Origin of the sequence: Rhodococcus sp. BP-241, from assembly GCF_019836145.1 — a bacterium.
Classification (GTDB): domain Bacteria; phylum Actinomycetota; class Actinomycetes; order Mycobacteriales; family Mycobacteriaceae; genus Rhodococcoides.
On sequence record NZ_JABUEI010000004.1, the window covers coordinates 289,350 to 310,470 of the forward strand.

19 protein-coding genes are annotated in these 21,121 nt (G+C 67.9%); 8 read left to right on the plus strand and 11 right to left on the minus strand.

The features are described from left to right. Positions 1-19 precede the first annotated feature (19 nt). Positions 20-826, plus strand: coding sequence for an alpha/beta fold hydrolase (locus HQ308_RS10570; RefSeq protein WP_222646354.1), 807 nt, complete (start codon positions 20-22; stop codon positions 824-826). On the opposite strand, the gene HQ308_RS10575 is transcribed toward HQ308_RS10570, so the two are convergent. After that, on the minus strand, positions 807-1,226 hold the full coding sequence (locus HQ308_RS10575; RefSeq protein WP_222646355.1) for a rhodanese-like domain-containing protein: 420 nt from the start codon (positions 1,224-1,226) through the stop codon (positions 807-809). The two genes, HQ308_RS10570 and HQ308_RS10575, sit on opposite strands and share 20 nt — an antisense overlap. Before the next feature lie 93 nt (positions 1,227-1,319). On the opposite strand from HQ308_RS10575, the gene HQ308_RS22945 reads away from it, so the two are divergent. The 5 genes from HQ308_RS22945 to HQ308_RS10600 all read left to right on the plus strand — a co-directional run bounded on the left by HQ308_RS22945 (position 1,320) and on the right by HQ308_RS10600 (position 7,653). Continuing rightward, positions 1,320-1,778 carry an Lrp/AsnC family transcriptional regulator gene (locus HQ308_RS22945; protein ID WP_222646356.1) on the plus strand — a complete coding sequence of 153 codons (459 nt, stop codon included), beginning with the start codon at positions 1,320-1,322 and terminating at the stop codon, positions 1,776-1,778. A 289-nt stretch (positions 1,779-2,067) separates the two neighbouring features. Next, on the plus strand, positions 2,068-4,290 hold the full coding sequence (gene secA2, locus HQ308_RS10585) for an accessory Sec system translocase SecA2 (RefSeq protein ID WP_222646357.1): 2,223 nt from the start codon (positions 2,068-2,070) through the stop codon (positions 4,288-4,290). Positions 4,291-4,421: 131 nt separating this feature from the next. Then, positions 4,422-6,197, plus strand: a complete 1,776-nt coding sequence (locus HQ308_RS10590) for an amidohydrolase family protein (RefSeq protein ID WP_222646358.1) — start codon at positions 4,422-4,424, stop codon at positions 6,195-6,197. Beyond that, entirely contained in the window at positions 6,194-6,799 is a 606-nt protein-coding gene (locus HQ308_RS10595; RefSeq protein WP_222646359.1) for a TetR/AcrR family transcriptional regulator, read from the plus strand. Before HQ308_RS10590 ends, HQ308_RS10595 begins: the two co-directional genes overlap by 4 nt. Further along, entirely contained in the window at positions 6,796-7,653 is an 858-nt protein-coding gene (locus tag HQ308_RS10600; RefSeq protein ID WP_222632210.1) for an alpha/beta fold hydrolase, read from the plus strand. Before HQ308_RS10595 ends, HQ308_RS10600 begins: the two co-directional genes overlap by 4 nt. Positions 7,654-7,661: 8 nt before the next feature. Here the strand turns inward: HQ308_RS10600 and HQ308_RS10605 are convergent, their stop codons facing one another. The 7 genes from HQ308_RS10605 to HQ308_RS10635 form a co-directional block, all read right to left on the minus strand. Beyond that, complete coding sequence (locus HQ308_RS10605) at positions 7,662-8,876, minus strand: low temperature requirement protein A (protein WP_308115745.1); 1,215 nt, start codon at positions 8,874-8,876, stop codon at positions 7,662-7,664. A gap of 51 nt (positions 8,877-8,927) precedes the next feature. Further along, on the minus strand, positions 8,928-9,476 hold the full coding sequence (locus HQ308_RS10610; RefSeq protein ID WP_222646360.1) for a hypothetical protein: 549 nt from the start codon (positions 9,474-9,476) through the stop codon (positions 8,928-8,930). A 364-nt stretch (positions 9,477-9,840) separates the two neighbouring features. Continuing rightward, entirely contained in the window at positions 9,841-10,953 is a 1,113-nt protein-coding gene (locus HQ308_RS10615) for an ABC transporter ATP-binding protein (protein WP_027506158.1), read from the minus strand. Positions 10,954-10,964: 11 nt separating this feature from the next. Then, a complete protein-coding gene (locus HQ308_RS10620; protein ID WP_027506157.1) occupies positions 10,965-11,846 on the minus strand; it encodes a carbohydrate ABC transporter permease in 882 nt (293 codons plus the stop codon). Further along, positions 11,846-12,793: a carbohydrate ABC transporter permease gene (locus tag HQ308_RS10625; RefSeq protein ID WP_027506156.1), complete on the minus strand. Its 948-nt coding sequence runs from the start codon at positions 12,791-12,793 to the stop codon at positions 11,846-11,848. The genes HQ308_RS10620 and HQ308_RS10625 overlap by 1 nt, the downstream gene beginning before the upstream one ends. Next, entirely contained in the window at positions 12,793-14,142 is a 1,350-nt protein-coding gene (locus HQ308_RS10630) for a sugar ABC transporter substrate-binding protein (RefSeq protein ID WP_027506155.1), read from the minus strand. Before HQ308_RS10630 ends, HQ308_RS10625 begins: the two co-directional genes overlap by 1 nt. 7 nt (positions 14,143-14,149) lie before the next feature. Beyond that, positions 14,150-15,172, minus strand: coding sequence for a sugar-binding transcriptional regulator (locus HQ308_RS10635; RefSeq protein ID WP_222646361.1), 1,023 nt, complete (start codon positions 15,170-15,172; stop codon positions 14,150-14,152). A 69-nt stretch (positions 15,173-15,241) separates the two neighbouring features. Here HQ308_RS10635 and HQ308_RS10640 point away from each other — a divergent pair, with 69 nt between their 5' ends. Together HQ308_RS10640 and HQ308_RS10645 are read left to right on the plus strand one after the other, a co-directional pair. Then, positions 15,242-16,264 carry an NAD(P)-dependent alcohol dehydrogenase gene (locus tag HQ308_RS10640; RefSeq protein WP_222646362.1) on the plus strand — a complete coding sequence of 341 codons (1,023 nt, stop codon included), beginning with the start codon at positions 15,242-15,244 and terminating at the stop codon, positions 16,262-16,264. Then, positions 16,261-17,736, plus strand: a complete 1,476-nt coding sequence (locus HQ308_RS10645; RefSeq protein WP_222646363.1) for a mannitol dehydrogenase family protein — start codon at positions 16,261-16,263, stop codon at positions 17,734-17,736. Before HQ308_RS10640 ends, HQ308_RS10645 begins: the two co-directional genes overlap by 4 nt. A 61-nt stretch (positions 17,737-17,797) precedes the next feature. On the opposite strand, the gene HQ308_RS10650 is transcribed toward HQ308_RS10645, so the two are convergent. From HQ308_RS10650 to HQ308_RS10660, 3 genes are read right to left on the minus strand one after another with little or no spacing between them, the layout of a single operon-like run. Further along, positions 17,798-18,922, minus strand: a complete 1,125-nt coding sequence (locus HQ308_RS10650; protein WP_027506151.1) for an ROK family protein — start codon at positions 18,920-18,922, stop codon at positions 17,798-17,800. Further along, on the minus strand, positions 18,919-20,331 hold the full coding sequence (locus HQ308_RS10655; protein ID WP_222646364.1) for a sugar ABC transporter permease: 1,413 nt from the start codon (positions 20,329-20,331) through the stop codon (positions 18,919-18,921). Before HQ308_RS10655 ends, HQ308_RS10650 begins: the two co-directional genes overlap by 4 nt. Then, on the minus strand, positions 20,328-21,116 hold the full coding sequence (locus tag HQ308_RS10660) for an ATP-binding cassette domain-containing protein (RefSeq protein ID WP_037186144.1): 789 nt from the start codon (positions 21,114-21,116) through the stop codon (positions 20,328-20,330). Before HQ308_RS10660 ends, HQ308_RS10655 begins: the two co-directional genes overlap by 4 nt. Positions 21,117-21,121: the final 5 nt, after the last annotated feature.

Sequence of the window (21,121 nt, forward strand, 5' to 3'; positions counted from 1 at the left end):
CACCTGCGACCATGGCACCGTGGACTTCGCGACGAACCCGGTGGACGGCACCCGCATCGCCTGGTCGGTGACGGGTGACCCCACCGGCCCGCCGGTGATGTTGGTGCACGGCAGCCTGTTGTCGCACCAGATCTGGCGCACGTTCGGATACGTGCGCGCACTGCGCGACACGTACCGCCTGATCCTCGTGGACCAGCGTGGACACGGCCGAAGCGATGCTCCCCGCACCGTCGACAGCTATTCGATGGACCGCATCAGCGAGGATCTCGTCGCTGTCCTCGATGCAGTCGACGTACACGCGGTGCACTACGTCGGCTATTCGTTCGGCGGGCGGTCCGGTTTGAACCTGGTCACCCGCACTCCCGAGCGGGTCGCCTCCTTGGTGGTCGGCGGCGCTGGATCGGGGCCGCAGAAGGGCGCGCTGGACAGCCTGTTCTTCGACGGCAGCGCCGACGTCCTCGCCGAACGGGGAATGGACGGGTTCGTCGACGAGTGGGCGAACCGCCGCGGCTTCCCGGTGGACTCCGGCACCCGAGCCGCGTTCCTGCGCAACGACTCCGAGGCACTGGCCGCGTACTTCCGGGCTTCGGACGACGATCCCGGCATCGCCGACGACGCCGTCCGCGCCATCACCGCGCCGACACTGTTCTACGTCGGCTCCCGCGACATCCAGCGTATCGACGACACCCGTCGCACCGCATCGCTGATCGCCGGCTCCGAGTACGAAGAGCTCCGCGGGTACGACCACGCGACGGCTGTGGCCGCCCCGGAGGCCGTCGAGCTGGTGTCCGGGTGGCTGGGGACGGTCACGTCGTCGGAGCGGTGAGCGGATCGGGCGCTCGCCGTGTACGGCCGGTGTCGGACACGACGGCGAAACCTTCCCGTGCCCAGTACTCGAATCCCCCGATCAGCTCCCGCACGCGGGAGTAGCCGAGGCGACTGAGCGTCAGGGCCGCTCGGGTGCTGCCGTTGCATCCCGGTCCCCAGCAGTAGACGACGATGTCGGCGTCGCGATCCGGCTCCACCTCGGCGATGCGCGTGCCCAGATCGGCCCCGACGATGTGCACCGCTCCGGGAATGCGTCCCGCACTCCAGGACGCGTCCGAACGAACGTCGATGAGCAGCGGCCCCGCACCGCGGGATCGCTCGGCGGCGAGATCGGCGGGATCTGTCTCGAACCTCAGTTTCGCGGCGAAGAAGTCGGCGGCGGACGGTGTCTGTTGCATGACCTCAGCCAATCCTGTTCGGGCGACTGGGAGAAGTGATGATCACCGGCTGATCGCACGATCCGGCGTCGATCGGCCGGTATCGTTTTCTTTGTGCCGCGTAATCCACACCCCGAGGTCGACGAGATCGACCGACGACTGCTGGACGAGCTGCAGAGTGACGGGCGCGCGAGCGTTGCACATCTGGCCCGAGTGGTGAACCTGTCGTCGAGTGCGACGGCCGACCGCGTCCGTCGCCTGACCGACATCGGCGTCATCACCGGCTACTCCGTCACTGTCGACACCGAGGCGCTCGGCTACACCGTCACCGCATTCGTCCGCCTGGCGTACCCGTCGGGCAATTACGGTCCGTTCGACGCACTGGTGGCGTCCACCCCGGAGATCATCGAGGCGCATCACGTCACGGGTGACGACTGTTTCATCATCAAGGTCCTCGCCCGCTCGATGCGGGATCTCGAACGCGTCACCGGCCGGCTCGCCACCCTCGGCTCCATCACCACCAACGTCGTGTACTCGAGCCCTCTCCCGCGTCGGCGCATCGCTCCTGCGTGACGGCCCGCCGGTGGCCTGGACCTTCGATCAACGCACGTCGCGCAGCCATGCGATGCCCACGGTTCCGAGAACAGTGACCACGGTGAACGTCGTCCTCTCGAAGCCGTCCGGCCGCGACCGTCTCAGGTGAGGCGGTTCCCACGTCGGACGCGCTGCGACAACGGGTGTGCGCACCCCTTCTAGTGACCGCACACCCCTCCCCACCGGCCGCAGACCGTGTGCGCTCACCGCTGGGGGTGTGCACACGGCTTGCGGCCGCACCTACGGGCCCGTCGGTAGCCTGGCGAACATGGCGTCACGGTTCTGGTCCCTGCTCGGTCGTTCGGTCGCGAAGGGGCATGCGCGGTCGCGAGGTGCCGTGGATGCCGCCCGAGCGCTCGAGGTCCGCCACCGCGACCTCGACGCGGACGGTCTGCGTGCCGCGGCCGACGGTCTGCGCGGAGCCGGCTCCCTCGACGTGCCCGCGTTCCTCGCGCTCGCGCGCGAGGCGTCCGATCAAGCGTTGTCCCTGCGCCCCTTCGACACTCAGCTCTACGGAGCCGTACGGCTGCTGGAGGGCGACGTGATCGAGATGGCGACGGGCGAAGGGAAGACGCTCTCCGGCGCCGTCGCGGCCGCCGCCTACGTGCTGCAGGGCAGGGACGTGCACGTGGTGTCGGTCAACGACTTTCTCGCGCGACGCGACGCCGAGTGGATGGGCCCGTTCTACGACGCGCTCGGAGTCACGGTCGGGTGGATCACGGCGGAGTCGACGGCGGACGAGCGGCGCGCTGCCTACGGGTGCGATGTCACTTACGCCTCGGTCAACGAGGTGGGCTTCGACGTACTGCGCGACCATCTCGTCGACGACGTCGACACGCTGGTCTCCCCTACCGCGGACGTCGCCGTCGTCGACGAGGCCGACTCGGTGCTCGTCGACGAAGCTCTGGTGCCCCTGGTTCTCGCCGGCTCCATCGATCAGGACGTGTCGGCCGACGACGTGCTCGACGCCGTGCGGTCTCTCGACGCTGACACCGACTGGGAGGTCGACACCGACCGTCGCAACGTGTTCCTGACCGATGCCGGGGCCGAGAAGCTCGAGGACGCACTGGGCGGGATCGATCTGTACAGCGAGGAGCACGTCGGCACCACGTTGGTGCGCGTCAATCTCACCCTGCACGCAGAGGTGTTGGTACGCAGGGATGTCGACTACATCGTGCGGGACGGTCGGGTACAGCTGGTCAACGCCTCCCGCGGCCGTGTCGCGGAGCTGCAGCGTTGGCCGGACGGTCTCCAGGCCGCGGTCGAAGCGAAGGAAGGCCTGGCGCGCACGGAGACCGGGCAGGTCCTGGACACCATCACCGTGCAGGCCCTGATGGGTCGGTACCGCCGCGTGTGCGGAATGACCGGAACGGCTCTCGCAGCAGGAGAACAGCTTCGGACGTTCTACGGCCTCGGGGTGTCGGTGGTCGAGCCGAACGAGCCGCTCGTCCGCGTCGACGAGGTCGACCGCGTGTACGCCACCGCTCCCGAGAAGAACGCGGCCGTCGTCGCCGCGGTGCTGGAAGCCCACGCCACGGGGCAGCCCGTGCTCGTGGGGACGCACGACGTCGAGGAGTCCGAGTCTCTGGCCGCCCGCCTCGAGGACGCCGGAGTGCCGGTGGTCGCCCTCAACGCGAAGAACGACGCGGAGGAGGCCGAGATCATCGCGCGGGCCGGACTGCGCGATGCGGTGACCGTCTCGACGCAGATCGCCGGCCGCGGCACCGACATCAGGCTCGGGGACGGCGTGACCGACCTCGGCGGCCTTCTCGTGATCGGCACCGCGCGGTACGTCACCGAGCGCCTCGACAACCAACTACGGGGACGCGCAGGGCGACAGGGTGATCCGGGCCGCTCCGTGTTCTTCGCCAGTTGGGACGACTCGCTGGTGACGCGCTATCTCGAGAAGAGCGACCGACCCGGCCACCCCGACGACACGGGTTTCCTCGAGTCGGAGGTCGCGGCCAAGCGCATCGACCACGCGCAGCGCGTCGCGGAGGGCGCGATGCTCGACACCCACGCGTCCACCTGGCGGTACAACCAACTGACCGCCCAACACCGCGACATCCTCGACACGCGTCGGGCCGCGTTGCTCGGCACCGACGAGGCGTGGGACCTGCTGGCCACCCGCAATCCCGAGCGTGCCGCGGAACTGGAGGCCGTCGACTCCGACGCCCGCGTACGCGCCGCCCGGCGCATCGTTCTCCACCATCTCGACCGCGCGTGGTCCGACTACCTGGCGCACCTCGGCGATGTCCGCGAGAGCATTCATCTCCGGGCACTCGGCCGACAGAACCCGCTCGACGAGTACCACCGCATCGCGATCGAGGCGTTCGCCGAGGTGCAGTCCCGTGCCCTCGAGGAGTCCGACCGCACCTTCCTGACCTCGACGATCACCGACGACGGTGTGGACCTCGAGTCGGCGGGGCTGGTGCGTCCGTCTTCGACCTGGACCTATGTTCGCGAGTCGCACCGTCCACTCGCGTTCTGAGTGGCCTTCGGCCCCGTGCGCCCTTTGCGTATCCGGAGATGCGCAAAAGGCACACGGGGGACGAAGTCCCACTATTGCGAGTGATCACTCTCTAAGTTACGGTGAGCCCATCGCACAGTGATGGAGGTCACATGAACGAGTCGCACTTCGATGTGGTGATCAGCGGCGGGACCGTCTTCGACGGAGATGGTGGGCCGGGAGTTCGCCGCGATGTCGGCATCGTCGACGGCGTGGTCCGTGCCGTGTCCTCGGACGCGCTCGACGTCGGACCGGACACCGAGGTCATCGACGCCACCGGCCAGTGGGTCATGCCGGGATTCGTCGACGTGCACACTCATTACGACGCGGAGGTCCTGGTGGGGCCGGGCCTGAGCGAGTCGGTGCGCCACGGCGTGACGACGGTGCTGCTCGGCAACTGTTCGCTCTCCACCCTGTACTCCACTCCCGTCGACATCGCCGACCTGTTCAGCCGCGTCGAGGCCCTCCCCCGCGATCACGTACTCAAGGCCGTCGACACGCACAAGACCTGGTCGGGCCCGGAGGAATACATCGCCGCGCTCGAGCGCCTCCCGCTCGGACCGAACGTCGCTGCGCTGGTGGGGCACTCGGACCTGCGCGCCCACGTCATGGGACTCGACCGGTCGACCGACCGCTCCCAGCGACCGACGCGCGAGGAGACGGCGCAGATGGCGGACGCTCTCGAGAAGGCACTCGACGCGGGCATGCTCGGCATGTCCACGATGACCAATCCCTGGGACAAGCTGGACGGGGATCGATACCGCTCGCGCTCGCTGCCGTCGTCCTACGCGTCGTGGTCGGAGTTCCGGCGTCTGCACAAGATCCTGCGTCGCCGCGGCCGTCTGCTGCAGAGCATTCCGAACCTGAACACCAAGTACGACATGGTGTTCTTCCTCGGCGCCGCGACGGGCATCGGCCGACGCGCACTGAAGGTCTCGCTGCTGGCCGCCGCCGACGCCAAGGCCTCGCCGTGGATCCACCACATCTTCGGTCCGCTGGCCGCTGCGGTGAACGGACCGGGCAAGGGGCAGTTCCGCTGGCAGCACCTGCCCACGACGTTCGACGTCTACTCCGACGGAATCGACCTGGTCGTCTTCGAGGAATTCGGTTCCGGCAGAGCAGCTCTGCACCTTCGTGAGGAGCTCGGCCGTAACGAACTGCTGAAGGACGAGGCGTATCGACGCTGGTTCCGCGCCGACTTCGAGAAGAAGTTCTCCTCCCGTGTGTGGCACCGAGACTTCGGCGACGTCATCATCACCGAATGCCCCGACTCGTCCGTCATCGGCAAGAACATCGCAGAGTTGGCACGGGAGCAGGGGATCCACGTCGTCGACGCCTTCCTCGACCTGGTGGTCGAGCACGGCCGGAAACTACGCTGGCACACCACCATCGCCAATCATCGCCAGAAGCAGATGGACAAGCTGATCACGAAGCCCGGTGTGACGGTGGGGTTCTCCGATGCCGGGGCGCACCTGCGCAACATGGCGTTCTACAACTTCGGCATCCGCCTGCTGCGGCGCGTGAACGACGCCCGCGAGTCGTTCCTGACGGTCGGCCAGGCGGCTCACAAGCTCAGCGGCGAACTCGCCGACTTCTACGGCGTCGACGCCGGCCACCTGCGTCTCGGCGATCGCGCCGACATCGTCGTGGTGAATCCCGCCGGCCTGACGGACGAGGTCGACGCGTACAACGAGGAGACGATGCCGGAATTCGGGGGTCTCAGCCGCATGGTCAACCGTAACGACACCGCGGTCACCGCGACGCTCGTCGGCGGACGAGTCGCGTATCGCGAGGGCCGATTCGCCTCCTGGTTCGGGGTGTCCGAGCGGGCGGGCCGATTCCTGCGAGCGGGCGTGAGGACACCTGCGGCCACTACCGTGTCCGTGTGAGACGAACGCAGGAAGAGCGCCGCACCGACACCATCGCGCGACTCCTCGACGCGACCATCGCGTCGCTGTGCGAGAAGGGTTACGCCGCCACGACGGTCAACGAGGTGGTGACCCGCGCGGGAGTGTCGTCGGGTGCGCTCTTCCGGCACTTCGCCACCCGTCTCGATCTCGTCGTGGCCGCGGCGGACGAGGTCCGGAGGCGCCAGTTCGAGGAGTTCCGCGCCGGGCTGTCCGGCTTCGGCTCGGCGTCCGTCGAGCACTGCCTGACGTTGCTGCGCGCCGCGTGCCGGGCGCCGATCAACGGTGCCTGGTACGAGCTGCTCATCGCCGCCCGGAGTGACGATGCACTGCGGGAGCGTCTCGTTCCGTTCACCGTGCGCTACCACCAGGAGATCACCGACCTCGGACGCTCGCTGCCGATCGCCGGCAACATTCCCGCGGCGGAACTCGATACGGTGCTCTTCACGGTGGTACACCTCCTCGACGGGGAAGCCCTCTCCGCCGTGGTGCATCCGCAGCCCGAGCAGGAGGAGGTGCGGCTGCACCTCGTCGCGCGACTGCTCCGAGGAGAGTCGCTGTACAGAAGGAGCGAGGCAGGATGACCGAGCCGCACAGCAGGTGGACCGCTCACTCGACGGGTGCCGCACTGGCCGTGTTCGAGTACGGCGATCCGGAGTCGGACACGACGGTGCTGCTCGTGCACGGGTATCCGGACGACCACACCATGTTTCACCCGATGATCGACGCCATCGGTGATCGCGCCCGCGTCATCGCCTACGACACGCGCGGTGGTGGCCGCACCGTCGTCGAGCACCCGGAACGGTCCGAGTCGTTCGCCATCGAACGCCTGGCCGACGACACCTATGCGGTGGTCGAGTCGATCCCCGATCTCCGCGGAGCGGTCCACGCCTTCGCCCACGACTGGGGTTCGGTGCAGATGTGGGAGCCGATGCGCGATCCCCGCGCCGCCGAGGTGTTCGGATCGTTCACCTCCGTCTCCGGTCCCAGCATCGACCACCTCCGCGAGACGTCGCGTCGGCGCGGACTGCGGCCCACCCAGTGGCCGTCGGTGCTCGGTCAGCTCGCCCGGTCGTGGTACATCTGGGGCTTCCACGTGCCGGTCCTGGGAAAGTACGTTCCGACTCTGTTCGTCCAGGCCGGTCCCGCGGACCCCGCTCCCGCCGCGGATCCGCTGAACATGCAGCGCGGTGTCGAGCTCTACCGCGCCAACATCATTCGGCGCATGCTGTCCGGGCCACCACCGCGGTGCGACGTACCCACACTCGTCGTGGTTCCGCTGAAGGATCGCTTCCTCTCCCCCGATCTGGTCCAGGACGTCGACCGCTGGGTCCCCGACCTGACCGTCCTGGAGGTCGACGCGAAGCACTGGTGGCCCTGGAGTCACCCGGGAGACGCGGCGGACGTGCTGCTCGACCACGCCGGCCGGGACCGATAGCCCCGGCGTCAGGTCTCGGTCGTGTCGACCGGACTGCGGCGCCGACGGATCACCCCGGTGACGACGGCCGTGATCGCGCCGACAGCGAGGACGATGGCCGAGGCGAACGGGAGCCTGGTGTCGACGAGACCCAGCACGACGACGACGGGAATGGCCAGCGCCGGCCACGGGAACACCGTTCTCCAGTCGCCGGAACTCCAGCCGAGAACGGCGCAGATCCCGACGACGAACAGCGCCACCCCACCGGACAGGGCCCAGCGCCCGGCATCGGTCAGTTCGCCGACGGGATGCAGGACGTACTGCTGGATCCCGACGCCGAGGAGAGCGACACCCAGGGTGAGAGGGAGGTGCCCGTAGACGTACCCGTCGGCACGCCCACTGCCCACCACCCGCTCGTCGTCCTGGATCTCCGTCTTGGCCTCCGCGCCGCCGATGTCGAAGTACATCCACCACACGGCTGCAGCGATCGTGAATCCGAGTGCCGCGACGGCGACGGACGAGAACATCCAGTGGGTGTCGTGCATCCCGAGCACCACAGCCGAGATCGACTCACCGAGAACGAGAATGACGAAGAGCCCGAACCTCTCCGGCAGATGCTCGAGGTGCAGCGGAACATCCGGTCCCCAGTGGGTCGCGGCGAACGGCGCCGCGGCCTCCACCATGATTCCCACCGCCCACAGCAGGTAGGTGATCGGTGACGGGGTGAGCAGCGAGACCGTCCAGATCACGATACTGACGCCGGTGGCCGCGAGGTACAGATCGATCGTGACGCGGACGTCGGGGATGTGCCGCCGTGCGCGAAGATACAGACCGGCGAGAATCACCCGCGTCGCGATGTACCCGGCTCCGAAGGCGACGGTCCCGTCGCTGCCCACCGCCGTCGCGGCACTGGCGGCCATCACCGCCACGGCGAAGGTGGCGGCGAGTTTCAGCAATCGGTACAGGACGTCGTTCGTGTCGAACCTGTTGGCGTACAACGTGGTGGTCACCCATGACCACCACGTGACGGCGAAGATTCCCGCGAACTCGGCGATGCCCTGCCAGCGAAGGTCGTCCTTCAGTGCGAGTGCGAGTTGGTGCACGACCAGCACGTAGGCGAGGTCGAAGAACAGCTCCAACCGGGTCGCGCCGCGATCGGCCTCGGTCCGCAATTTCGGCGGTCGCACGAGCGGAGTGCGCTGGTCGGCTCCCGCGTCGGTGTCGTCGTCCGGTGTCGTTGCCACGTCATCACCACTCTGCAGTTGCGACCCGGACAGACCTCGCGGATCGGGCGATCAGCCGACGATGCGCGACACTACGCCGCGAGTGACCTCCTCGGGACGGAACTGCTCGCTCGCGTACGCGGAGATGGCGACCACTCCGCCGGCCAACGCGGGGACGACCCACTGCAGTGCCTGGAGTTTCTTCTGCGCGGCCGCCACGTGCGGTGGCGTGGACGCGGTGGGCGTGGTCCCGTCGGAGGCTGGTACCGCACCTTCCTTCGAGACCGTCTGTCCCAGAACGCGGCTGTACGCGGTGACCGCCAGTGCGGCCGCCGTGAGCGCGGTCTTGGCGACGGCCATCGAGGCGACGCCGTCCTGCGCCTTCAGACGTCCGTAGTCGTTCTTCAGCAGTGCTGTCGCACCGGCGAGATGGACACCGATGGCCGCGGCGTTGACCGGCGTCCACCGATCCCATCCCTCGTTGGTGACAGCCCCGGTGGAGGCGGCGGTGTCGGCGTTCGACGACGCCTCGTTCAGTGCGACGGCATTGGCGAGGGTTCCGCCGAACCAGGCCGCGAGTCCGACATCGTGGAGCAGGTGGGCAAGGGTGGCACGGGCCATGAGAATCTCCTGTGTCGAGAGCGAGTGCCTCGAACTACCCTCGTGCCGTGCGCTGAAACGTGTCGACCGGTCCAGGACGTCGACCGCCGGGTGCCGGACCTGACCGTCCCGGAGGTCGACACGAAGCACTGGTGGCCCTGGAGTCACCCGCGAGACGCGGCGGACGTGCTGCTCGACCACGCCCACAGGAACCGACAGCCCGCAGGCGAGTGTGAGTACACACGATCGACGAACACTCTGCCGATCCGCAGAATCACCGGCGATCCTGTGGCCGCACGCTCACATGCGAGGTCCCGCGACGGTGGACGGGTGTGGGAACGGTCTTCCCGGCACGTTCCCACACCCGAGTCTTGCCCCCTGCTGCTCAGGCCCCGATCCGCTCCCCCGAGGTCGGGTGGAACAGGTACGCGGTGCCCTCCTGCTTGGTCAGCGTGACTTTCTCGCCGATCCGCGCGGGTGCCCTCCTGGGAGAGCGTGCCACGATCGTGGCCGGTGTGCCGTCCGAGGCGCGGATCCGGGTGTCGTCGAAGCTGGCGTAGAGGTAGCTCTCGTTGCCCAGTTCCTCCACGAGGTCGACGGTGACCAGCAGTCCGTCGTCGTCCGCGGAGCCGATCGCGAGCTGTTCTGGACGCAGGCCGAGGGTCACCTCGTCGAGTCCCGCGGCGGCGATGGCGGTGAGCTGGTCGCGCTCGAGGGGGACGGTGCGCTCACCGACTTTCAGGCCGCCGGACACGACGGGCACCGTGAACAGGTTCATCGCCGGCGAGCCGATGAATCCGGCCACGAAGGCGTTGACCGGGTGGTCGTAGAGCTCGGTCGGCGCGGCGAACTGCTGCAGCTTGCCGTCCTTGAGGATCGCGACGCGGTCGCCCATCGTCATGGCCTCGACCTGGTCGTGGGTGACGTACACGGTGGTCGTCCCCAGCCGACGCTGCAGCGCGGCGATCTGCGTGCGTGTCTGTACCCGCAGTTTGGCGTCGAGGTTCGACAGCGGCTCGTCCATGCAGAACACCTGGGGCTCACGGACGATCGCGCGGCCCATGGCGACGCGCTGCCGCTGACCGCCGGAGAGCTTGCCGGGCTTGCGATCCAGGTACTCAGTGAGGTCGAGGAGTCGGGCCGCCTCGGCGACGCGGGCCTGACGCTTCTCGAGGCTGACCCCGCGCATCTTGAGCGCGAAGCCCATGTTCTCGCCGACGGTCTTGTTGGGGTAGAGCGCGTAGTTCTGGAACACCATCGCGATGTCGCGGTCCTTGGACGGCACACCGACCATGTTCTTCCCGCCGATCTCGATGGCACCGCCGTCGATCTCCTCGAGACCGGCGAGCATCCGCAGCGCGGTGGATTTCCCGGAGCCCGACGGGCCGACCAGGACGACGAACTCGCCGTCCTGGATGTCGAGGTCGAGCGAGTCCACCGCCAGCTTGTCGGCGCCGTCGTAGATGCAGGACGCTTGCTTGTACGAGATTGCAGCCATGGTTCTTTCTCCTACTTGATGGCGCCGAAGGACAGGCCGCGCACAAGCTTGTTCTGCGCGAACCATCCGGCGAGGACGACGGGGAGGGCTGCGAACGTCGCAGCGGCGGAGAGCTGGGCCCAGTACAGGCCCTGCCCGGTGATGAAGCCGACGAGGTAGACCGGAATCGTCTGTGCCTGAACGGCGGTGAGGTTGACGGCGAAGAAGAACTCGTTCCACGAGAAGATCACACAGATCAGCGACGTGGCCGCGATGCCGGGCGAGACCAGCGGCAGGATGACCTCCCGCACCGATGTCCACAGCGAGGCCCCGTCCATGCTCGCGGCCTCGAGCAACTCGCTCGGGACCTCGAGGAAGAACGACCGCATCATCCACACCGCGATCGGCAGATTCATCGCCGTGTACAGGATGATGAGCGCCCAGATGTTGTCGAGCAGACCGATGTCGCCGACGATGACGTACAGCGGCACGATGGCCGCCACGACCGGCAGCATCTTCGTCGAGATGAAGAAGAAGAGCACGTCCTGCGTCTTCTTCACGGGACGCAGCGACAGGGCGAATGCAGCCGGGACACCCAGCAGCAGAACGAGAATCGTGGACACGACGGTCGCGAAGGCCGAGTTGAGCAGCGTGGTGCCGATGCCGCTCTCGAGAACGCCGCGGTACTGGTCGAGGGTCGGGGTGAAGAAGATCTTCGGCGTCGCGGTGTACGCATCGGCTTCCTGCTTGAACCCGGTGATGACCATCCACAGGACCGGGAAGAAGAAGGCGATGCCGGCGACCCAGGCGACGAAGGACCAGATCGATCCGGGCCCCCATCGCTTCTTGCGTGTGATCGGCGCGGTGACGCTCGGAGTTCCGCTGCCGGCGCTCCGCTCGGTGGTGGTACTCATCAGGCAGCCTCCTCTTTCCCGCTGAAGCTCGTGAAGATCAGTCGCAGCGCCAGTGTGCTGACGACGATGGTGGCCACCACGGTGACGACGCCCATGGCCGCGGCCTGGCCGATGTCGAAGCCGAGGAACGCTCGTTGATAGATGTAGAACGGCAGGTTCGACGACGCCACACCCGGGCCGCCGGACGTCATCATGTAGACGGCGTCGAAGGTGTTGATGAGGTAGATGGCGCCGAGGACCGCTCCGAGCTCGATGAAGCGTCGCAGATGCGGCAACGTCAACTCGCGGAACAGTGCGACGGGCCCGGCGCCGTCCACCCGCGCAGCCTCCGCGATGTCCTTCGGCATCGACTGCAGTCCCGCCAGGATGAGCAGCATCATGAAGGGGGTCCACTGCCAGACGAGGTTGGTCATGACCGCGGCGAGCGGGAACCGCGAGACCCAGTCGATCTGGTCGACCCCGAACGGGCTGAGCACGAAGTTGATGAGGCCGAACACCGGGTCGAACATGGTGGTCTTCCAGATCAGTGCACCGGCGACCGGGGTGATGAGGAACGGAGTGATCAGCAGGGTGCGGATCAGACTGCGGCCGATGAACTTACGGTCCAGCAGCAGTGCGAGCACCAGGCCCAGCGCCACCGAGATGATCACCGTGCCCACGATCATGATCACCGTGTTGAACGCGACCGAGCGGAACTGGCTGTCCCGGAACACGTCCACGTAGTTGTTCAGACCGTTGAACTCCCGCGATCCGGGGCGCACCAGGTTCCACGACTGCGTCGAGTAGTACAGCGTGAACAGGAACGGGATCTGCGTGACGACGATCGCGAAGACCATGGCCGGCAGCAGGGGACCGCGGCGCCGCCACCCCTCCGCCTTCGAGATCACCCGTTCGCGAGGAACGAACGGCGTCTCGGATCTCGCCGAGCCGACTTCGGTCGTGGTCATCACTGATCCTCCTGATACGTCTTGCCGACCACCTCGGCGTACTGCTGCGCTTGAGCGAGCGCGTCCTGGACGCTGATCTGTCCTGCCACGGCGGCGCTGATCTGCTGACTGACCCGAGTGCCGAGATCCTGGAACTCGGGGATGGTGAGGAACTGGACGCCGGTGTACGGCACCGGATCGACCGTCGGGTTCAGCGGATCGGCATTGTTTATCGAGTCGAGCGTGACCTGACCGAAGGCGGCCGACGCCTCCTTGTACTCCGGGATCTCGTAGGTGGACAACCGGCTTCCCGGTGGCACCCGCTCCCAGCCGAGCTCGGTGCCGACCTTCTTCAGGTACTCCTTGTTCGTCATCCACGACACGAACTTCCAGGCGTCGTCCGGGCTCTCCGACGTCGTCGGGATGCCGAGCGACCAGGAGTACAGCCAGCCGTTGTCGCCCTTTGCCGCCGACGGGGCCTTGGCGTACCCGATCTTGCCGACGACGTTGCTCGACGTGGGGTCCTCGAGCACCGACACCGCCGAGGTGGCGTCGTACCACATGGCCGTGTTGCCCTGTGCGAGTTGCGTTCCGCACTCGCTGAAGCCGCTCGTCGCCGCGCCGGCCTGTCCGTGCGACCGGACCAGGTCGACGTAGAACTGCACGGCTTCCTCGACCTGCGGACTGTCGAGTTGCGCGTTCCAGTTCTCGTCGTACCACCGGCCGCCGAAGGCGTTGATGACGGTGTCGAGGGGCGCGAGCACCTCGCCCCAGCCGGGCTTGCCACGCAGGCAGATGCCGGACATGCCCGGACGGTCGAGTGTCGCGGCGGCCTCGGCCACCTGGTCCCAGGTGGGCTCGGCCGGCATCGTGATGCCCGCTTCCTCCATCAGGTCCTTGCGGTACATGAGGAAGGACGACTCACCGTAGAACGGCACCGAGTACATGCTTCCCTCGTAGGACAGCGACTCCTTGAGCGACGGGATGAAATCGTCCTCGTCGTATCCCGGTGTGGCCTGCGCGTACTCGGACAGATTGGTGAGCCACCCGTTCTCGGCCCATTGCGGCGTCTCGTAGTTGCTGATCATCACCACGTCGAACTCACCACCGCCCGTGGCCACCGACGCCGTGATCTTCGCGCGCGCCTCGTTCTCGGACAGCGAGACGAACTTCAGGTTCACACCCGGGTTCTCGGCCTCGAACTCCGGTGCGAGCGAGATCGCGTCGGACATCTGCGAGTTGGAGACGATGGCCACGGTGATGGTCGTGCCGCCACCGTCACCTCCGAACGATCCCGCGCCCGCGCAGCCGCTCGCCGTCAGCACGGTGGCTGCGGCGAGGGCGGCGAGTGGGACGAATCGTGATGTCACGTCGGTACTACCTCGATTCCTTCATGGGGTTGCTGCCGTGCTCGTCGAGAAGGTCCAGAGCACAGGCGATATCGGTCACCAGGACGGTGGCGAGACGGCCGCGCAGAGCGGCCCGGATCGCGGCGTGCTTGCGCGCACCGCCGGAGATGAGGAGCGTGGTGACGCAGTTCCGGATGTCGTCCAGCGGCACCGAGACCGTGCGGTCGGTCAGTGAGCTGTCGACGTCGGCGCCGTCGGAGTCGAAGAACCGACCGCCGATCTCACCGACCGCACCGAGTCGATCGAGTTCGGACAGGAGGTCGGCGTCGAGGAAGCTTCCCTCGAACAGCGTCGTCGACGTCGACACCGGGCCCAGTCCGAAGAACATGAGATCCGCGGTGCGTCCGGCGTCGAGCGCCTTGGACATCAGCGAGTCCTGTTGCAGCGCCACGACCGTCGCCGGGTCGGCGTAGAGAGGGGCGTTGAGCCGCATCGGCGTCGCCTGCAGTTGCTCGGCGCAGCGGGTGAGGACGAAGTCGACACCGGTCTGGTAGTCCGCGGTGCTCATGGATCCGTCCAGCTGCACCACGCGGGCGCAGCGGCTGCCGCGTCCCTGGAGCGACTGCGCCACCGCGACCGTCTCCGGCCCCCACGTGAAACCGAGCGTGTGAGCAGGCTGCACGCGCCGGGTGAGGATGCCCGACGCGGCGCGCCCCACCGCGTCGTACCGACCGCCGGCGTCGTCGATGGTCGACGTGACCACCAGCGCCTCGTCCAGGCCGTACCGCTCCTCGAGTCGACGTTCGAGATCAGTGTGCACCGATCCGCTGATCTCCTCGGGCACGTGGATCTCGATGCGCACGAGCCCGTTCGCCCGAGCCCGAGCGACGAGTCGACCTGCCGTGGGACGGGAGACACCGAGCTTGGTGGCGATCTCCGCCTGGGTCGCGCCCTCGACGTGGTACATCGTCGCCGCACGCAGCGCGAGCCTCAGCTCGTCGCTCGAACTCGGCGTCGTCACGATGTCGCTCCCGGTCGTCGAGGTGAGCATCTGCTCACCTGGTGTTCATCTGCTCACTTAAGCTAACATCCAGGTGTGATCCACACAACAGTCGATTCCATGCGTGCCGCAGTTCTCACCGAACCGGGACACATCGAGACGCAGACGCGACCTGTGCCGACGCCGAACGCAGGTGACGTCCTCGTCCGGGTGGCATCCGTCGGGGTCTGCGGATCGGATGCGCACTACTACCGCGAGGGTCGCATCGGCGACTTCGTCGTCGAGTCGCCGCTCGTTCTGGGCCACGAGGCGTCGGGTGTGATCGTCGCCGTCGGTGACGGCGTCTCCCCTCGGCGAGTCGGGTCGCGAGTGTCCATCGAGCCGCAACGACCCGATCCCGACAGTCGCGAGACCCGATCGGGCCACTACAACCTGTGCCCCCACATGGAGTTCTATGCGACCCCTCCCGTGGACGGTGCCCTCTGTGAGTACGTGACCATCGGATCCACGTTCGCGCACGACGTACCCGACGCCGTGTCCGACGACGCCGCGGCCCTCTTCGAGCCCCTGTCGGTGGCCATCGCGACCGCACGCAAGGGCGGGATCACCGGCGGCTCGCGAGTGTTGATCGCGGGCGCCGGGCCGGTCGGAGTGCTCACGGCGCAGGTCGCACGCGCCTTCGGCGCCACGGAGATCGTCGTGTCGGACATCTCGGCCGACCGCCGCGCCAACGCCACGCGGTACGGGGCGACCCGCGTGATCGACCCGGCGGACGAGTCGGTGCACGACCTCGACGTCGAAGTGTTCGTCGACGCGTCGGGCGCACCCCGCGCAGTGCAGGACGGGATGCGCGCCGTGCGCCCTGCGGGCAGAGTGGTGCTCGTGGGCATGGGCGGAGACGAGTACCCGATTCCCGTGTCCGTGATCCAGAACCGGGAACTGTGGGTCACCGGCGTCTTCCGCTATGCCGACACCTGGCCCACCGCACTGGAACTCGTCCGCACCGGACGAGTCGAGCTCGACAGCATGGTGACGGGTCGGTTCGACCTGGATCATGTCGAGGACGCACTGAATCACGACCGCACCGACGGCAGCATCAAGGCTGTCGTCACCGTGACACCCAGTCAGGAGACCCTCTCGTGAAGCTGTCCGCCGCCACCCTCGCCCAGCTTCCCGACGACGTGGACGTGCCACGGTACGACCGCTCGGCGATCACCACCGGGATCGTCCACTTCGGTGTCGGCGGCTTCCACCGTGCGCACCAGGCGATGTACGTCGACCGGCTGCTCCGCACCGACTTCGAGTCCGCGTCGAGCTGGGGCATCTGCGGCGTGGGCGTGCTGCCGGGTGATCGCCGTATGAAGGACGTCATGGACGCCCAGGACTGTCTCTACACCCTGGCACTGCGGCACTCCGACGGCTCGTGGGACACCTCGGTCATCGGATCCATCACCGAGTACCTCTTCGCGCCGGACGATCCCCAGGCGGTGATCGAGAAGCTCGCCCACGCCGACACCCGCATCGTCTCTCTCACCGTCACCGAGGGCGGCTACAACTTCTCTGCCACCACGGGCGAGTTCGACGCCGAGAACCCGGCTGTGCGAGCGGATCTGGCCCCCGATGCGGTACCGGGCACGACCTTCGGACTGGTGTGCGAGGCGTTGTCCCGCCGGAAGGATCGCGGGCTCGCGCCGTTCACCATCATGTCGTGCGACAACATCGAGGGCAACGGACACATCGCCCGATCGACCTTCACCGCGTTCGCCCGCCTGAAGGATCCCGCACTGGCACAGTGGATCACGGACACCGCGCAGTTCCCCAACTCCATGGTCGACCGCATCACGCCCGTCACCACACCCGACGTCGTCGACCAGCTCGCCTCACGGTGCGACCTCGAGGACCGGTGGCCCGTGGCCGCGGAGCCGTTCACCCAGTGGGCGCTGGAGGATCACTTCACCCTCGGCCGGCCGCCGTTCGAGGACGTGGGCGTGCAGGTCGTCGACGACGTCACACCGTACGAGCTGATGAAGCTGCGTCTGCTCAACGCGAGCCATCAGGCCCTCTGCTACGTCGGATACCTCAGTGGCTACCGGCTCGTGCACGACGTCACGCAGGACGCACTGTTCGCCGAGTTCCTGTTGCGCTACATGGACGAGGAAGCCACTCCCACGCTGCAGCCGGTTCCCGGAATCGACCTGGCCGAGTACAAGAAGACGCTGATCGAGCGCTTCTCCAATCCGGAGATCCGGGACACCGTGGCCCGGCTCTGCGCCGAGTCGTCGGACCGGATCCCGAAGTGGCTGGTCCCGGTGGTACGCACGAACCTCGAGTCCGGAGGGCCGGTCGCACTGTCCGCCACGGTGATCGCGAGCTGGGCGCGCTACGCCGAGGGTGTCGACGAGCAGGGTGAGCCCATCGAGATCGTCGACCGTCTGAAGGACACGCTCACCCCGCTGGCTCGGCAGCAGCGCGACGACCCCCTCGCGTTCGTGCGGAACCGGGAGTTGTTCGGGGATCTGGTGGACGATCCGCGCTTCGTCGACGCCTACACGTCGGCTCTCGACTCCCTGCACACTCGCGGAGCCCGCGCCACCGTGGAGTCGTCGGTGCGCTGACGCCCGTGAGCCTTGTGCGCATCCCTGGACACGCACAAGGCTCACGGGGGCCGAAGGCCCACTACAGCCGCTGCAGCACCTCGGCGAAGGCCAGCTCGGCGGCACCGATCACCGAGATCCGCCGACCCAGGCCCGAGACGTGCAGTTCCACCCCGTGCTGGCGTCCGACCAGGCACTCCCCCACGCCCTCGGTGATGCGTGCCATCGCCGAGGGCACCCGGAGAACGTCGGCGAAGAGGCCGCCGAACACGACGACGCGGGGGTCCACCATCGTGACGATGGTGCAGACGCCCGTCTCCAGTGCCTCGATGTAGCTCTCCGGCAGGGCACCCCCGGCGGCGGCGACGTCGGCCAGTGCGCGCCCGATCGCGGACGGCGTCGCGGGTTCCGGCATCGCGAGTGCCCGGCGCAGTGCGTCCTGCCCGACGGACAGCTCCCAGCACCCGTTGCTTCCGCAGCTGCAGAGGCCCCCGCCGGCGGCGGTCCGCATGTGTCCCACCTCGCCGGCGTAGCCACCGGAACCGCCGAGAAGTGATCCGGCGCTGAGTATTCCGGCACCCACACCGAACTCCGCGAAGAGGTAGACCACGTCGTCCACGCCGCGGGCGCATCCGCGGGTGTGTTCCGCGACCACTCCCAGATCGGACTCGTTGGCGACGATGCACCGCACCCCGACCGCCTCACCGATCAGACGACCGAGCGGAACGTCGGTCCAGCCGAGGTTGGGTGCGACGCGCACGAGACCGTCGGCCGACCGCACGAGACCGGGTACGGCGACACACACTGCACGCGGGGCCGATCCCACCCGATGGGTGAGCTCGGTCGCGGCATCGGCGATGCGGCGCACCAGGTCCGCCGGGTCCGGGCCCGCTCCCGCCTCGTAGTCGAGATCCGCCAGAACCGCTGCGCCCCAGCCGATCGCGGAGACGGACAGCCAGTCGACGGCCGCGTCGACCGCGAGTACCCAGGCGGCGGACGGGATGGGGTCGACCACCAGCGACGGCCGGCCGGCCCCGCCACCGGACGACGGATGTTCGGAGACCAGGCCGTCGGCGACGAGGTCGTCGACGAGAGTCTTGACGGTGCTCCGGTTCAGCGAGAGGTCCTCCGCGAGTTCCGCCCTCGTCCGAGCCCCACCGAGGTGGACACTACGGACGAGGGCGGAACGAGCCGGTCGGCCTGTCACCGACCAGTCGGAGCTCGTCGACGCGACAGTGCGTCGACACTGGCCGCGAGCAACAGCACGAGACCGGTGACGATGGAGACCACCGCCGCGGACTGCCCCTGCAGGCGCAGTCCGTTGTCGATCACCGCGATGACGGCAGCACCGATCACCGCGTCCCGCACGCGACCACGTCCACCGAAGAGCGACGTTCCACCGATGACGGCGGCGCCGACGGCGAACAGCAGCGTGTTGCCGCCACCCGCCTGCGGATCCACGGATCCGACCTTGGACGCTGCCACGATGGCGCCGAGTGCCGCGATGGTCGAGCTGACCACGAAGACACTCATGCGGATGCGCCGGACGTCGATACCCGCTCGCCGCGACGCCTCCGCGTTGCCACCCACCGCGTAGACGTGCCGACCGTAGGACGTCCGGTCGAGGACGAACGTGGCGAGCACCAACACGAAGAGCACGATCGGAACGACGTACGGCACACCGGCGATGGAGAGCACCGCCGGGTTGGGGCTGCGGTTCACCGTCATCGCCCACGTGGCGAGGGCGGCGAACACCGTCAGTGCCGCGATCTTGACCAGCAACAGCGACGTCGGGGGAGCCGTCAGTCCCTGCTTCAGCCGAGTGCGCTGGCGCGAGAGGTTGATCGCCGCGAATCCGCCGACGACCGCCGCGAACAGCACCCAACTCGCCCACACCGGGAGCGACCGGTTGGCCACCGCGAAGAGCACGGTGTTGTCGGAGATTCCGAGGGTGCCGCCCTCACCGATCAGCTGCAGCACCACACCGCCCCAGGCGAGGAACAGTGCCAGCGTGACCACGAACGACGGGATGCCGACGCGGGAGACGAGGAACCCGGTGAGGCAGCCGATCGAGGCACCGACGCAGATCGCCAGCACGATCTCGATCCACGGATTCGCGGGCACCCCGAGCAGCGCGATGGCGAGTGCGATCGCGGCCGGCACGATGGCCGCCCACAGTCGCGTGATCGCCGCGAGCACTCCGGCCACCACCAGAACGGCGCAGAACGTCAGGAACACACCGGTTCCCATGCCGCCGAGCAGGTTTCCCCCCTCCGTGTAGTGCAGGGCGAGAATCGCCGCCGCCACACCGGAGCCGGTGCCGGCGGAGAGGTCGATCTCACCGAGGAGGAGCACGAACACCAGCCCCATGCCGATCAACGCGGTGGCCGCTCCCTGGGTGAGCAGATTGGCCACGTTGTTGAGGGTGAGGAACTGCCCCGACAGCGACGAGAACACGACGAGCAGGACGACCAGCCCGGCGAGTGCGGGCAGTGCCCCCAGCTCGCCGCCGCGCAGTCGTGCCACGTAGTCGCGTCCGGCGTCGCCGAACGATCGCCGATCGGTGTCCATCGAGAAGTCGGACCGGGCGCGGTCCTGTTCGGGCGCGGCGGTCATATCGTCACCGCCTTCGCCTCGGCCGACGGAAGACCGAGGTCACCGCTGCGGCCGGTCGTGATGAGCTCGACGATGCGTCCGACGGACACGTCCGCCGTGCGCACCTGCGCCGCCATCCGCCCCAGGAACAGGGCGGCGACGGAGTCGGACACCTCGACGACGTCGTTCATGTTGTGGCTGATGAGCAGCACTCCCACACCCGAGTCCGCGAGGCGGCGAACGAGGTCGAGGACCTGTCGCGTCTGCGCGACTCCCAGTGCGGCCGTGGGCTCGTCGAGCAGCACCACCTTCGACTCCCAGAGTACCGACTTGGCGATGGCGACGGTCTGCCGCTGTCCACCGGACAGCGACGCGACCGGGGTGCGCACCGACTTGACGGTGCGCACCGACAGCGACGCGAGGGTGTCGCGCGCCGCCTGTTCCATCGATGCCTCGTCGAGCAGACCCTTGGCCGTACGCTCACGGCCGAGGAACATGTTCTGCACGATGTCGAGGTTGTCGCACAGGGCGAGGTCCTGGTACACGACCTCGATACCCAGCGCCGCAGCCTCTTTCGGATTCGACACCGACACCGGCTCGCCGCCGAAGCGGACCTCGCCGGAGTCGGTGCCGTGAATTCCTGCGATGCACTTGATCAGCGTGGACTTGCCCGCGCCGTTGTCACCGACCAGTGCAGTGACCTCTCCTGCCCTGATCGTCAGATCGACGTCGTGCAGGACGTGCACCGGACCGAAACTCTTGTTGATGCCCTGCAACTGCAGGACGGGCTCTCCCGCGGCGGTCATGGTGG